This window comes from Streptomyces sp. CA-179760, from assembly GCF_050937045.1.
Lineage (GTDB): Bacteria > Actinomycetota > Actinomycetes > Streptomycetales > Streptomycetaceae > Streptomyces.
Genome location: NZ_JBNJLZ010000001.1, coordinates 2,855,893 through 2,870,278 on the forward strand (window position 1 = coordinate 2,855,893; position 14,386 = coordinate 2,870,278).

A 14,386-nucleotide genomic window follows, 5' to 3' on the forward strand; every position below is an offset into this window, starting at 1 on the left:
TGTGGCGTTGAACCGCCACCACCGGCGCCGGCGTCATTGCCATCGCCCGCGCCGGCGTCATTGCCATCGCCCGCGCCGCCGCCCACACCACCGCCCGCACCGCCGCCCGCACCATCGCCCACGCCGCCGCCCCCTCGGCCGCCTGTCGCCCCGCCGAGCACAAATGCACCGTTTCCCACAGGCGAATCGTTCCTGGAACACCCTTATGTGTGAAGCCGGAGCGCCCGGATTCCCCACCTGTGGCACGAAAACTACGTTCGTCACTGGAGGTGACCGAACGATGACTGCCTGTGCGATCGAGCCTTCGGCGGGACACGAGGACGGGGAGGGGGCGAGGCCGGCGGGCTGCGCGCTCTCCGCGGACGGTGCCTACGCCGCACGCCTGGCGTCGGCCGGCGACTCCTGGTTCCCGGAGCGCTGGACCCTGGACGGCCCCGAGCCGTACGCGGTGCCACTGCCCCGCAACCAGCCGGAGGAGCCGGGCACCGAGGTGCAGCCGATGACCGACGGGCGGGTCCTCATCCACCGTCTGGTGGCCGGGCGGCACGCCTTCTCCCTGCTGTACCCGACCGGACCCGGCACCGGCGAGCTGCCCCTGGGCGCGATCGAGTGCCCGGACGCGGCCGCCCGGCTGCGGCTGCTGCCGCCCGCCCCCGGCGGCGAACGGGCGTATGCCCTGGCGGTCGGTCGGCGTTCCACGGCGGTGTGGCTGGTGGCGGGCGGCTCCTTCGGGCCCCAGCAGCTGGCCGAGCTGCCCGGCCGCTGCTCGGGCGGGGTCTGGCTGGACCCGGCCGGGCGGCTGCTGGCCCTGGACCGGGAGACCGGCGGGCCCACCAAGACCGTCGTGGTGGACCTGGAGCGCGGCGGCGAGGTGTCGCCGCTGCTGCAGATCGCCGCCGGCAGCGACGACCGGCTGCTCCTCGCCGACCACGACAGCGGACTGCTGATCGTCCGCTCGGACGCGCCGTCACCGGGCCAGGAGCGGTTGGGCTGGGGTGTCCTGGGCAGCACACTGCCGGTGCGCTTCCCGGAGTGCCTGCGGCTGCGGGACTGCGCGGTCACGCCGTTCGCGATCCAGCCGGGGCAGGTGCTGACACCGGAGAGCTGCGCGGTGGCGCTGCGCGTGGACGGGCCGGCGGGCAGCTGGGTCGCCGTGTGGCGGCCGGCCGAGCGGCGGGTGCATCATCTCCCGGCGCCCGAAGGGTGGTTGGCGGGCACCGGCCTGTGGACACCGGAGGGAGTGCTGCGGCTGCCGTACGCGACGGAGGTCGTGCCGTGCGGCGTGGCGCAGGTGAGCCCGCCCGGGGTGGCGGTGCCGGAGCCGGGCGAGGAATCGGGGCAGGATGCGGACGCGCGGACGGCCTGCCCCGCCACCGCGCCGGGGCATCCCCCTGAACCGGGGCCGGGACAAGAACAAGAACAAGGACAAGGGCAAGGGCAAGGGCAAGGGCAACAACCAGGCGCGGCAACGGCACCGGAACCGGCGCCCCCGGCACCCTCCGCCCCTCGCCCGGTGCCGCTGCAGCAAGCGCCATTGGGACGGCTTGTAACGAACTAGTGCCGGTCGGCGTGGCCGCCTGGATCCCGGGTGCGGGGTGCCGGATACACTCACCCGGCTGTAAAAAAGATCATGTTGACGGGGTGAATTCCATCCGATGAGCGACGCCAGCACGAACCAGTTGCACGCTGACGACGTCCAGGAGACCTCCGCCGGCCACGGCCGGCACCGTGGTGAGGTCTCCACGCACGACGGCGAGACGGCTCCGCGCGGCCGCCACCGCAAGCCGGTGGCGGAGACCGAGCAGACCGAGACGGCGGCCTGACGGAACGTCAGTGACCGGACAGCGAACGGCCCCGCCCCTCGTATGACGGGCGGGGCCGTTCGGCTTTCCTCAGCCGCGTTTCAGTCCCAGCACCTCGGCCGCCGCGAAGGTCTCCCCCGCCGGCCGGTCCGCGTAGTACGGCCCGAGGACGGCCTCCAGCTCGTCGTACGTGAAGGTGTCCTGTTTGCTGTCGAACTTGGCGGCGACCCGCGGCCGTTCGACGACGGCGACCATCCCGCCGTGCACCACGAGGAGCTGCCCGTTCACATGGGCGGCCGCGGGCGAGGCCAGATAGCCGACGAGCGGGGCGACATGCTCGGGAGCGAGCGGGTCGAGGCCGGTTCCGGAGGACTGCTCGACGCCGGCGAAGACGTCCTCGGTCATCCGGGTGCGGGCGCGGGGGCAGATCGCGTTGGCCGTCACGCCGTACTTGCCGAGGGCGAGGGCAGTGGAGGTGGTGAGGCCGACGATCCCGCCCTTGGCGGCCGCGTAGTTGGGCTGCCCGGCGGAACCGGCGAGGAACGCCTCCGAGGAGGTGTTCACGATCCGCCCGAACACCGGCTCCCCGGCCCGCTTGGACCGCTCCCGCCAGTGGGCGGCGGCGAACCGGGTGGTGTTGAAGTGCCCCTTGAGGTGCACCCGGAGTACGGCGTCCCACTCCTCCTCGGCCATCGAGAACACCATGCGGTCGCGCAGGATGCCCGCGTTGTTGACCAGGATGTCGAGCCTGCCGAACCCGGCGACGGCCGCCTCGACCAGTTCGCCCGCCTGCCGGAAGTCGGAGACGTCACCGGTGTGCGCGAGGGCGGCCCCGCCCGCCGCCCGGATCTCGGCCGCGACCTCCTCGGCGGGCCCGGCGGACGCCTCGCCGCTGCCGTCGCGGCCCGGCTGCCCGTAGTCGTTGACGACCACGGCAGCGCCGAGCCGGGCGAGTTCCAGCGCCTCGGCCCGGCCGAGCCCGCGGCCCGCGCCCGTGACGATCGCGGACAGTCCCCGGAGCGGCATCGACGGTGACAGCGGCATGGTGGGCGTCCTCACATCTCGATGCACGTACGCAGGGCGGTACCGGTCCGCATCTGGTCCAGGGCCTCGTTGACGTCGGCGAACGGCACCCGGTGGGTGATCAGGCCCGCCAGGTCGACCCGGCCTGCGCGCCACAGGGCGATGGTGCGTTCGTAGGAGCGCAGGACGTCTCCGCCGCCGTACATGGAGGGCAGTATGCGCTTCTCGTCGAAGAACAGCTCGAACATGTTGAGCTGGAGGAAGTCGTCCATGGCACCCGCGCCGACCACGACGAGGGTGCCGCCGCGCCGGGTGGTGTCGTACGCGGTCCGTGCCGTGGCCGACTTGCCTACGACCTCGAAGACGTAGTCGAAGCCCTCGCCGGCGGTGACCCGCTGTTTGGCGTCGGGCAGTTCGTCCGGGGAGACGGCCTGGGTGGCGCCGAACCCGATCGCGCTCTCGCGGCGGGAGGCGATGGGGTCGACGGCGACGATCTCGGCGGCGCCCCGCAGCCGGGCCCCCTGGATCACGGAGACGCCGACGCCACCGCACCCGATGACCGCGACCGACGAACCGGCCTCCAGGTCCGCCGTGTTGAGCGCGGCACCCAGTCCGGTCGTCACACCGCAGCCGATGAGGGCGGCGATGTCGAAGGGCACGTCGTCGGGTATCGGCACCGCGCAGCCGGCGTCGACGACGACCTCCTCGGTGAAGGTGCCGGTGCCGGCGAAACCGAAGAGGTCGCCGCCGGGGCGCTTGAAGTTGGGCGTGCCGGCGTTCATGAACCCGGCGAGGCACAGTTCGGTCTGGCCGCGCTTGCAGGCGGGGCAGGCACCGCAGGCGGGCAGCCAGCACACGACGACCCGGTCACCGGCCTTCAGGTGGCCGACGCCCTCGCCTACTTCGAGGATCTCCCCCGCACCCTCGTGCCCGGGCACGAACGGCGCGGGCTGCGGCAGCACCCCGCTCATCGCGGACAGGTCCGAGTGGCACAGCCCCGTGGCGCGCACCCTGATCCGCACCTTGCCGGGTCCGAACCCCACCGCCTCGACGTCGTCGAGGACCTCCAGTTTGTCCTGGCCGATCTCGTGCAGTACGGCTGCGCGCATGGTGCGGCTCCCCTCGTACGGCGTTCCGGAATCAGTTCTGTACTCAGGTGTGTCCGACTCTGTACTCAGGTGTGTTCGACGATGGTGTCGGCGAGGACGGGCGCGTCGTCCCGGTCCGCCGCGCTGACGGCGACCCTGGTGGACTCGGGCGTGTGCCACATACGGATCCGCAACGTCTCCCCCGGGTACACGACCCCGGCGAACCGGGTGGCATAGGTGCGCACCCGGGTCACGTCCCCGCCGAGGAGCGCGTCGACGACGGCCTTGAGCGTGATGCCGTAGGTGCACAGCCCGTGCAGGATGGGCCGCTCGAACCCGGCGAGCTTGGCGAACTCGGGGTCGGCGTGCAGGGGGTTCCAGTCGCCGGAGAGGCGGTAGAGGAGGGCCTGGTCCTCACGGATGTGTCGCTCGACGACCCGGTCCGGCTCACCGGCGGGCGGGTCGAGCCGGGCGGACGGGCCGCGGTCGCCGCCCCAGCCGCCCTCGCCGCGGATGAAGATCTGGGCGTCGTTGGTCCACAACGGGCCGTCGGCGTCGCCGACTTCGGTACGCAGTACGAGGACGGCCGCCTTGCCCTTGTCGTACACGGCGGCGATCCGGTTGGCCGCGGTGGCGGTGCCCGCCGCCGGGAGGGGACGGTGCAGGACGAGGCTCTGGCCGCCGTGCAGGACCCGGGCGAGGTCGACCTCGATGCCGGGCATGGACAGCCCGCCTGTCACCCCGGGCTTTCCGGCGCCCGCGACGGTGGCGAAGCTCGGCAGGACGTGCAGCCGGGACTCCAGGGTGTAGCGCAGCTCGTCGGGGTCGGTGGCGGGGGTGCCCGCGCCGATGCCGAGGTGGTAGAGCTGCACGTCCTTGTGATCCCAGGTGATCTCGCCGGTCCGGGGTTCGGCGGCGAGCGCCTTGGCTGCGTCGATGGGCATGGGGCTCCTGATCGCCGTGGGAATGACCTCGGCATCGCCGTGGAGTGGAAGGGACCTCGGCACGGCCGTCCGCACCGTCGGCCGCACCGAGGCCGTCTGGGACCGAACTGGAACGCGTTCCAGTCCTGCGACCTCTGTATAGCCCAGGCCCGCACACTTGTGAAGCCTCCTGACGTCGTGTCAGATACGTCAGATCCGTCGGACCTCAGGGACTGACCCGGGAGGGCTGGCACCGGTGACATTTGTCCTGCCGGACTCCGTACAACCGCATCTGCCGCCCACCACGCCGGATCCGTAGCGTCACTGATATGACCACGATCGAAGGCGGGGACATGTCCTGGACAGGCAAGGTCAGATGCCACGTCGAGGCGACACGGTCGGCCGTCCGGCAGGCCAGGGAGCACCAGCGGTACTACAAGGCGAACAAGACGCGGCTCAAGGCCGAGTGGCGGGCCGCCCGGAAGTCGGGCGAGCTCCCCGAGAACCCCGGCCCGCCGCCCAGCGGTTTCACGCTGCTGCCGTGGCTGCTGATGGGGATGGGCGCGTTCTCCAACCTCTTCCAGGACCGGACGACGGACCCGTGGATCGGCGGGCTGGGCCTGTTCACGTTCAACTCGCTGTACATCTACGTGGCGTTCCGCGCGTTCGACCGGGAGAAGCGCGAGGCCCTTTCCACGCGGGTGGCGCTCGCCGTACTGGCGGCCGTGACGTGCGCACTCGGCGTCGGTTACGGCGGCACCTGGCTGCTGTTCTTCCCCCTGCTCGGACTCGCGACGGGCGCGGCCCTGCGGCTGTCGCACCTGCGGCCCGCCGGTACGGCCGTGGCGGTGCTGGCGGGTGCGGTGTCCTGCTTCCACGACGGCTGGGGCGGCCTCGACATCGCCTACGCCACGTGGATCTCGGCGATGGTGACGGCCGCGATCATCCGCCTCTCCGAGGCGGTACGGGAGCTGCGCGCCGCCCGCGAGGAGCTGGCCCGCCGGGCGGTCGAGAAGGAACGGCTCCGTTTCTCCCGTGACCTGCACGATCTGCTCGGGCACACGATGTCGGTGATCGTCGTCAAGTCCGAGGCCGCCCGCCGCCTCGCCGCCCGCGACCTGGACGCCGCGCTGGCCCAGATCACGGACATCGAGGCCGTGGGCCGCCAAGCCCTGACAGAGATCCGCGAGGCCGTGACCGGCTACCGCCAGGGCAGCCTCGACACGGAACTCGGCCGCGCGCACTCGGTCCTGACGGCAGCGGCCATCACCCTCACCGTCACTCGCACCGGCCCCCCGCTCGGACCTCAGACGGAGGTCCTGCTGGGCTGGGTGGTGCGAGAGGCGGTCACGAACGTCGTACGGCACAGCGGGGCGGAGCGTTGCGAGATCACGCTGGCGGGGGTGGAAAGGGAGCGGGTGCGGGTGACTGTGGCGGATGACGGGGTGGGGGTGGGTGCGGCGGGTGGAGCGGGAATTGTGGTGGCAGGCAGGGGCAGGGCGGTCGCCGAGGGCGGGGCCGGTGCGGGCGGGGCCGTCGGCGCGGGTGACTTCTGTGCCACTGGCGAACTCGGAACCATGCGCGGGCCCCGGGGCTCCGGGGGGCTCGGCGGCACGGGATTGACCGGGCTGACGGAACGGCTCGCGGTGGCGGGCGGATCGCTGACGGCCGGGCCGCGGGCGAGGGGCGGATTCGCGGTGACGGCGGAGCTACCGCTCGATGTCGATACGGCGGATGCGAGTGGCCTGGCCGTGGCGGGACGGGGGTGAGGGTTCGCCGTCGGGCGGCAGGCAGCTGAGGCTTGAGGCCGCTCCCGCTCTATGCCGATACGGCGGATGCCGGTGCCCTGGCGGCGGCAGAACCGACGCGACGGTACACCGGCAGGCGGCAGGCGGCAGGCAGCAGGCAGCAGGGGCTTGAGCTTGGGGTAAGGCGGCATACGCCCAGCCGCTGCGGTGCACCCTCGGCAGCCCGAGCCCCGCGAGGAGCGGCCGATCTCCCTTCTCGGCCCGCGAGGGGACGGGCTGCCTGCCGCGTATGCGCCACCGACAGGACTTCGCCGAGCCAGACCATCGCGCGATGCCGGCGGCCGGTCTCCCACCTGGCGTACGACGCGACCGGCTTCCACCTGTCCACCCACGAACCGCACGGGCGGACTCTCGACCGGGTCGTGCAGCTCGTGGAGGGCGGCGGAGTCGACGCCGCAGTGACCCGCCTACGCGAGCACGCCGACCATTCGGTGACGGCTTCGGTGGAGGCTCTCACCGAGCCGCCGGCCTCGCCGCTCGACACCCCCCGCTCTACCCTGGGCGCGTGACCGACAGACCCATCCGTGTGCTGCTCGCGGAGGACCAGGGCATGATGCGCGGCGCGCTCGCGCTGCTGCTCGGCATGGAGGACGACATCGAGGTCGTCGCCCAGGTGGCGGCCGGTGACGCGATCCTGGACGCGGCGCTCGCCCACCGCCCCGACGTCGCCCTCCTCGACATCGAACTCCCGGGCAGAAGCGGCCTGGACGCCGCCGCCGACCTGCGGACCCGGGTCCCGGACTGCCGCGTGCTGATCCTCACCACGTTCGGCCGGCCCGGCTATCTGCGCCGCGCGATGGAGGCGGGGGCCACCGGCTTCCTCGTGAAGGACGGCCCCGTGGAGGAGCTGGCCGTCGCCATCCGCCGGGTCCTGGCCGGTGAGACCGTCGTGGACCCGGCCCTCGCCACCGCCGCGCTCAGCGCCGGCCCCAACCCGCTGACGAGCCGCGAGAGCGACACCCTCAAGGCCTCCGCGGACGGGGCGACCGTCGCCGACATCGCCGCCCGGCTCCATCTCTCGGAGTCCACCGTCCGCAACTACCTCTCCTCCGCCATCGGCAAGACGGGCACCCGCAACCGCATGGAGGCTCTGCGCGAGGCCCGCAGCCAAGGGTGGCTGTGAACCCCGCGACCGTGGTGCACCCGGCAGACCCCGGGCCGCCCTACCGCTCCCGCGGCACCCGCGGCAGCCAGACCCACATCAACAGCACCCCCGCGACCAGCACCCCGGTCCCCACCCGGAACGCCAGCGCGTATCCCTCGGTCAGTGCCTCCAGCGTCACGCTGCCCGCAGTCCGCGCCGCAGCCAGGGTCGACAGGACTGCCAGGCCCAGTGAACCCCCCATCGTGCGGGAGGTGTTGACGAGGCCGGACACCAGGCCGGCCTCGCCGGGGGCCGCTCCGGAGGTGGCCAGGGCGGCGAGCGGGGTCGACGCGAGGCCCGCGCCGAGCATCATGAGGACGCCGGGGACGAGGATCTCCGTCGCGTAGGAGCCCTCGGCGGTCATCCTGGACTGCCAGGCGAAGCCGGCCACGGCGACCAGCGTGCCCAGCACCGCCACCGTGCGCGGCCCAGCCGCCCGCATCAGCCGGGGCGCGAGCTTGGAGCCGAGGACGACGGCCAGGGAGCTGGGGACCAGGGCCAGTCCGGCCTCCAGGGGCGTGTAGCCCAGGACGTTCTGGGCGTACAGGGTCATGAAGAACCACATGCAGAACATCGCGAAGCCGCACAGGAACATCGAGACGTTCGCCGACGCCACCGAGCGCAGGCGCAGCAGCCCGAGCGGCATCAACGGGCTCGCGGTGCGGGCCTCGACCGCGAGGAACAGGGCGATGAGCACGAGCCCGGCGAGCAGCGGCAGCAGCGTGGCCGCCGCCGTCCAGCCCTCCGCCTCCGTCTGGGAGATGCCGTAGGCGAGCGTGCCGAGCCCGGTCGTCACGAGCAGCGCGCCCGGCAGGTCGAGCCGCCGCCGGTCCCCGGCCCGGCCCTCGACGAGGAACCAGGCGGCGGCGCAGAGCACCACGACCCCCACGGGCACGTTGATCAGCAGCACCCACCGCCAGTTCAGCGCCTCCACCAGGAGCCCGCCGGCCAGACCGCCCGCCGCGCCGCCGGCGCCCCCGACGGCCGTCCAGGTCCCTATGGCCCGGGCCCGCGCCGGGCCCTCCGGCACCGACGACGTGAGGATGGTCAGCGTCGAGGGCGCCAGCACCGCCGCGCCCAGCCCCTGTACGGCCCGGGCGACCAGCAACTGCCAGTCGTCCTGCGCCAGTCCGCCCGCCACCGAGGCCAGGGTGAACACACCGAGCCCGACGAGGAACATCCGCTTGCGGCCGTAGAGGTCTCCGGCCCGCCCGCCGAGCAGCATGAACCCGGCGAAGGCGATGGTGTAGGCGTTCACCACCCACTGCAGGCCCTGCTCGCTCAGCCCGAGCCCGGTCCGCATCGAGGGCAGCGCCACATTGACGACGGACACGTCCAGCACGACGAGAAACTGCCCGGCACATGTGAGCGCCACCACAAGCCAGGTGGGCGGCGCGGCACGGCGCGGCGTACGGGTCCTTTCGGCGGTTTCGAGCATGGGTGTCATGCTCTCAACCAATCCACGCTCCTGGCATCGGAATTTCGACCTAGGGCCCGGCGGGGACGGACCTAGGCCCTCCCCAGACCTGCTCCCTCCCCCAAGAGAAGGTCAAGAATTCGTTAGAGTGCCAAAGCAACGGAATAGTTGCCTGCACATACGAGTTCAGTCACCACGTAACCCCTTGATCCGTAGCTCCCGCACACCTTCCCGGCCTGGAGGCCCCTCTCAATGACGCAGACGACGACAGAACGTCCCGCCGGCAGAGCGAGCGGGGCCGTGGTCCCGGTGCTCGCCTTCGCGGGCATCGTTGTCGCGGTGATGCAGACCCTGCTCGTCCCGGTCATCAAGGATCTGCCGCAACTGCTGGACACCGACCCCGGCAACGCGACCTGGGTCCTGACCTCGACCCTTCTCTCGGGTGCGGTGGCCACCCCGATCATGGGCCGCCTCGGCGACCTCTACGGCAAGCGCCGCATGCTGATCCTCAGCCTCGCCGTCATGGTGGCCGGCGCGCTGCTCAGCGCGCTCACCAGCGATCTGCTGCTCATGATCACCGGCCGTACGCTCCAGGGCTTCGCGATGGGCGCGATCCCGCTCGGCATCGGCCTGATGCGCGACATGCTGCCCCGGGAACGGCTCGGCTCGGCGATGGCCCTGATGAGCTCCTCCATAGGCGTCGGCGGCGGTCTCGCCCTGCCCGCCGCCGCGCTGGTCGCCCAGCACGCCGACTGGCACGCCCTCTTCTACGGCGCCGCCGGCCTCGGTGTGCTCTCCATCGCCTTGACCCTCCTCGTCGTACCGGAGTCCCCGATGCGCGCCGAGGGCTCCTTCGACCTGCTGGGCGCGCTCGGTCTGTCCGCCGGTCTCGTGCTGTTCCTGCTGCCGATCACCAAGGGCAGCGACTGGGGCTGGACCTCCGGCACCACGCTGGGCCTGTTCGCCGCCGCCGCGGTCGTCCTGCTCCTGTGGGGCGTGATGGAACTGCGCCTCAAGGCCCCCTGGTGGACCTGCGCACCACGGCCCGCCCGGCCGTCCTCTTCACCAACCTCGCCTCGATCATGGTCGGCGTCTCCTTCTACGTCGTCTCCCTGGTCCTGCCGCAGTTGCTCCAGCTGCCGAAGTCCACCGGCTACGGCCTCGGCCAGTCGATGGTCGTCGCGGGTCTGCTCGTCGCGCCGCTCGGCCTGACGATGATGTTCACGGCGCCCGTCTACGCCCGGCTGTCCGCGAAGTACGGCCCCAAGGTCACCCTGATCCTCGGCCTGCTGATCATCGCGATCGGCTACGGCGCCGGCCTCGGCCTGATGAGCGCCGCCTGGCAGAGCCTGGTCATCTCGGTGCTGCTGGGCGCGGGCATCGGCCTTGCCTACTCCTCGCTGCCCGCGCTGATCGTGGACGCGGTCCCGGCCTCGGAGACGGGTGCGGCGAACGGCCTCAACACCCTGATGCGTTCCATCGGCACGTCGGTGTCGAGCGCCGTGATCGGCATGGTGCTGGCCAACACCGCGAACAACGTCGGCGGCGTCGCGATCCCGACCATGCACGGCTTCCGGGTCTCCTTCCTGATCGCCACCGCCGCGGTGGCCGTGGGCCTGGTGCTGGCCCTCTTCCTGCCCGGCCGCCGCCCGGCCGCCCACCCGCAACTGCGGGCCAGCAGCGAGGAGGACGCCAACCTGGAGCACGCCGAAGAGGTCCTGCGCGGCTTCCGCGGCCGGGTCCTGGACGCGGACGGCGCCCCGGTCGCCCGCGCCAAGGTCACGCTGATCGACCGGCGGGGCCGCCAGGCCGGCGCGACCCTCTCCGCCGAGGACGGCAGCTACGCGCTCGCAGTCCCCGACCGCGGCTCCTACGTCGTCGCCGCCCGGGCCCCGGGCCACGCCCCGCTCGCCTCGTCCGCGACCCACACGGGCGACGACCGCCCGGTCGACCTGGACCTGCCGCTGCCGGGCGCGACGGTCCTCGCCTGATTCTGTTACTGCTCGGTACCCCCTGTCGCCCGGCGGCAGGGGGTACGGCAGCATGGGGCGCGCCCACACTCTCGTACGACCGGAGGAACCCCATGCCCGCGGCCCCGAAGCCCGAGATCCTGGCCGCGTTCGAGGCGGCGAAGGGGTTCATGCCCGTGGACGAGGGGCTGGCCCTGTACGCGGCGGCGGTGGAGGCCGGGCGGCTGGGGCTGCCGCTGCTGGAGGTCGGGACGTACTGCGGCCGGTCCACGATCCTGCTCGCCGACGCCGCCCGCGAGGCCGGGACCGTCGCGCTGACCGTCGACCACCACCGCGGCAGCGAGGAGCAGCAGCCGGGCTGGGAGTACCACGACCCGGAGACGGTCGACCCCGAGATCGGCCTGATGGACACGCTGCCCACGTTCCGCCGCACCCTGCGCAAGGCGGGCCTGGAGGACCATGTGGTGGCCCTCGTCGGCCGCTCCCCGCAGATCGCCGGGTTCTGGCGCACCCCCCTGGCCCTGGTCTTCATCGACGGCGGCCACACCGACGAGCACGCCACCGCCGACTACGAGGGCTGGGCCCCGCATGTCGCGGAGGGCGGCCTGCTCGTCATCCACGACGTCTTCCCGGACCCGCGGGACGAGTTCACCGGCCAGGCCCCGTACCGCGTCTACCTGCGCGCCCTCGCCTCCGGCGCGTTCACCGAGGTCTCGGCGACGGACTCGCTGCGGGTCCTGCGGCACACCGGCCCGGGCGCCTAGGAGCACGGCTGGCCGGGTGAACCGTGCCCCCGCGCCCCTCTCCCGGTCGGCCCACGGGCGGCGTGGCGCGTCGGTGGGGGACGGTCGCTGTTCAAGGATCCGGGCACGTGGCACACACCATCGCATTCGCAGAGCTCGTGGAGAAGCAGCGCGCGGCGGACGAGGCGCACACCCGCATGCGGAAACTGCGGGACGCCTACGGCCCGCCCACCCAGACCAAGTGGAGCGGCCGGCAGACCACGACGTGGGAGACCGCCTGGCGTGCCTGGCGCGACCTCGCCCGTGACGTCCAGGCGGCGGTGACCGCGTACGCGAAGCAGGAGGACACGCCCCGCCAGGAGGTCGAGGCGGAGGTGAAGGAGGCGGTACGGCGCGAGGACCCCGACGGGAACGGGAGGTAGCCGCCACCCGCCCGGCCGTCCTCCGCCCGCGGACGGCCCGGGACGGCCGCTAGGGTGAGGGACGTGTCGTACGTAGGCCCGGACTTCGAACCTCCCCAGCCCCGCCGCCCCCGCCGCGGCCCCCTGACCGTCGCGCTCGCCGCGCTGGTGCCGGGGGCACTGCTCGGCTGGCTGGTGTACGAGACCGTGGGCGGCTCGGGGGACGGAGGCGGCTCGGGTCGGGCGACCGTACGGTCCTCTCCGCCCGCCGCGTCGAGCCCGCCCGCCGACGACGCCACGGACGACGGCAAGAAGCCGGGCGCCGACCCCACGCCCACCGGGTCCTCGCCCTCCGCACCCGCCGCCACCGGCCCGCTCAAGGGCAAGGTCGTCGTGATCGACCCCGGTCACAACCCGGAGAACTTCCAGCACCCGTCCGAGATCAACCGCAAGGTGAACATCGGGACGAACTGGAAGGAGTGCGACACCACGGGCACGTCCACCAACGACGGTTACACCGAGGCCGAGTTCACCCTGGACGTCGCGCACCGGATGCGCACGCTCCTCGAGGAGCAGGGCGCCACGGTGAAGCTGACGCAGGACGGCGACCGGCCGTACGGCCCGTGCGTGGACGAGCGGGCCCGGATCGGCAACGAGGCGAAGGCCGACGCCGTGGTCTCGATCCACGCGGACGGCTCGGGCACCGGCAACCGCGGCTTCCACGTCATCCTGCCCGGCGCGGTGAACTCGGGCGCCGCCGACACCCGCGCGATCGTCGCCCCCTCCCGCGACCTCGGCGAGCGCGTCGCGGGCCGCTTCGTGGCCGTCACCGGCAGCGCGCCGTCCAACTACATCGGCGACGGCTCCGGTCTCGTCACGCGTAAGGACCTGGGCGGTCTCAATCTGTCAACGGTTCCGAAGGTGTTCATCGAGTGCGGCAACATGCGCGATAGCAAGGACGCGGCATCGCTGACGAGTGGCGCGTGGAGGCAGAAAGCGGCGCAAGGGGTCTCTGAGGGAATCGTGAGTTTCCTGCACGGGTAGTTCTCGACGGGCGGATCCCGGCGGACACCCAGACAGGGCGGACGATAGGGTCCGTTCGTACGATGAGGGGCCACCCCCGCGCTTCACACAGGGCCTGACGGCGACATGGTGACAGCGACGCCTCTACCGACGATGAGACGACCTGAGAAGGACCTGAAGTGAATATCCGCTCCCTCACTCGAGGCGATGGCGTGGTGCTCGGAGCAGCGGTGTTGCTCTTCATCGCGTCGTTCCTCAACCTCTATTCGTTCGACAATGTCCCCGACAGCGTCGACCTCCCCATGCTGTGGGGCAGCGGCCCGGTCGTGTTCAGCGTCGTGCTGGCCGGAGTCATCGGCGCCGCGCTCGTCGTCGTGGCCCGGGGCCTGCCGCAGGTCCCGAAGGTCGCCGGGCTCGACCTCGGCCAGTTCGGCGCCGCTTTCACGGTGTTCGCCGCGTGGAGCGCGCTCGGCAACATCGTCGACGTACCGGGTGGCTTCGACAACATCGGTGAGAGCGCGGGCGACGGCGCCCCGAGCCCCGGCATCGGCCTGATCCTCGCCCTCGTCGCGACGCTGCTCATGGCCGCCGCCGCGATCGCCACCCCCCTCGTCCCTGCCCTCAAGGGCGCCCTCCTCCCGGCTCCCCGCCCGGCCGCCCCGCAGCCCTACGGCGCCCAGCCCCCCGGTGGTTACGGCTACCCGGGCGCCCAGCAGCCCGGCGGCTACGGTCACCCGCAGCCGGGGCAGCCGGGTCAGCCCGGCCAGCCCCAGCCGGGGCAGCCGTTCGGCGGCCAGCCCCAGCCGCAGCAGGCGCAGGCGCCGCAGGCCCCGGCCGGGGACTTCTCGCCGTTCTGGTTCGCGGTGCCGGTGCCGCGGCCGCTTTTCGCGGAGGACGGTTCGCCGACGCCGATCGCCGAACTCGCCCCGGGTACCTGGTACCTGGCCGTCGAGCAGCGCGGCCCGGCCCTGGTCGCGCAGACGCAGGACGGCCGCCGCGGTGTTCTGCAGGACACGTCGGGCATCCAGCGCGGCTGAGCCCACG

At 72.6% G+C, this 14,386-nt stretch carries 12 protein-coding genes and 1 pseudogene; 9 read left to right on the top strand and 4 right to left on the bottom strand.

Annotated elements, in window-relative coordinates; translation table 11 throughout:
• The first annotated feature begins 280 nt into the window (after positions 1 to 280).
• Together ACQEV8_RS12765 and ACQEV8_RS12770 are read left to right on the top strand one after the other, a co-directional pair.
• Positions 281 to 1,558 carry a hypothetical protein gene (locus ACQEV8_RS12765; RefSeq protein WP_432959754.1) on the top strand — a complete coding sequence of 426 codons (1,278 nt, stop codon included), beginning with the start codon at positions 281 to 283 and terminating at the stop codon, positions 1,556 to 1,558.
• 97 nt (positions 1,559 to 1,655) lie between these two features.
• Positions 1,656 to 1,823: a hypothetical protein gene (locus ACQEV8_RS12770; protein ID WP_432959755.1), complete on the top strand. Its 168-nt coding sequence runs from the start codon at positions 1,656 to 1,658 to the stop codon at positions 1,821 to 1,823.
• A 69-nt stretch (positions 1,824 to 1,892) separates the two neighbouring features.
• Here ACQEV8_RS12770 and ACQEV8_RS12775 read toward each other — a convergent pair whose 3' ends face one another.
• From ACQEV8_RS12775 to ACQEV8_RS12785, 3 genes are all read right to left on the bottom strand, one after another.
• On the bottom strand, positions 1,893 to 2,846 hold the full coding sequence (locus ACQEV8_RS12775; RefSeq protein ID WP_432959756.1) for a 3-oxoacyl-ACP reductase: 954 nt from the start codon (positions 2,844 to 2,846) through the stop codon (positions 1,893 to 1,895).
• Between the two features lie 11 nt (positions 2,847 to 2,857).
• Complete coding sequence (locus tag ACQEV8_RS12780) at positions 2,858 to 3,934, bottom strand: Zn-dependent alcohol dehydrogenase (protein WP_432959757.1); 1,077 nt, start codon at positions 3,932 to 3,934, stop codon at positions 2,858 to 2,860.
• A 65-nt stretch (positions 3,935 to 3,999) separates the two neighbouring features.
• The gene (locus ACQEV8_RS12785) at positions 4,000 to 4,857 is read right to left on the bottom strand and encodes a MaoC/PaaZ C-terminal domain-containing protein (RefSeq protein WP_432959758.1); all 858 of its coding nucleotides are present in this window, start codon (positions 4,855 to 4,857) and stop codon (positions 4,000 to 4,002) included.
• Positions 4,858 to 5,165: 308 nt separating this feature from the next.
• On the opposite strand from ACQEV8_RS12785, the gene ACQEV8_RS12790 reads away from it, so the two are divergent.
• Both ACQEV8_RS12790 and ACQEV8_RS12795 read left to right on the top strand, forming a co-directional pair.
• On the top strand, positions 5,166 to 6,605 hold the full coding sequence (locus tag ACQEV8_RS12790) for a histidine kinase (RefSeq protein WP_432959759.1): 1,440 nt from the start codon (positions 5,166 to 5,168) through the stop codon (positions 6,603 to 6,605).
• Between the two features lie 544 nt (positions 6,606 to 7,149).
• Complete coding sequence (locus ACQEV8_RS12795) at positions 7,150 to 7,767, top strand: response regulator (RefSeq protein ID WP_432959760.1); 618 nt, start codon at positions 7,150 to 7,152, stop codon at positions 7,765 to 7,767.
• 40 nt (positions 7,768 to 7,807) lie between these two features.
• Here ACQEV8_RS12795 and ACQEV8_RS12800 read toward each other — a convergent pair whose 3' ends face one another.
• On the bottom strand, positions 7,808 to 9,226 hold the full coding sequence (locus ACQEV8_RS12800; protein WP_432959761.1) for an MFS transporter: 1,419 nt from the start codon (positions 9,224 to 9,226) through the stop codon (positions 7,808 to 7,810).
• A gap of 231 nt (positions 9,227 to 9,457) precedes the next feature.
• On the opposite strand from ACQEV8_RS12800, the pseudogene ACQEV8_RS12805 reads away from it, so the two are divergent.
• From ACQEV8_RS12805 to ACQEV8_RS12825, 5 genes and pseudogenes are all read left to right on the top strand, one after another.
• Positions 9,458 to 11,196 (top strand): annotated as a pseudogene (locus tag ACQEV8_RS12805) (MFS transporter).
• A gap of 92 nt (positions 11,197 to 11,288) precedes the next feature.
• Complete coding sequence (locus ACQEV8_RS12810; protein ID WP_432959762.1) at positions 11,289 to 11,939, top strand: class I SAM-dependent methyltransferase; 651 nt, start codon at positions 11,289 to 11,291, stop codon at positions 11,937 to 11,939.
• A 107-nt stretch (positions 11,940 to 12,046) separates the two neighbouring features.
• Positions 12,047 to 12,340 (top strand): hypothetical protein, encoded by a 294-nt coding sequence (locus ACQEV8_RS12815; protein WP_432959763.1) that lies wholly within the window; start codon positions 12,047 to 12,049, stop codon positions 12,338 to 12,340.
• 63 nt (positions 12,341 to 12,403) lie between these two features.
• Positions 12,404 to 13,363, top strand: coding sequence for an N-acetylmuramoyl-L-alanine amidase (locus tag ACQEV8_RS12820; RefSeq protein ID WP_432959764.1), 960 nt, complete (start codon positions 12,404 to 12,406; stop codon positions 13,361 to 13,363).
• Positions 13,364 to 13,521: 158 nt separating this feature from the next.
• A complete protein-coding gene (locus ACQEV8_RS12825) occupies positions 13,522 to 14,379 on the top strand; it encodes a hypothetical protein (protein WP_432959765.1) in 858 nt (285 codons plus the stop codon).
• Positions 14,380 to 14,386 lie beyond the last annotated feature (7 nt).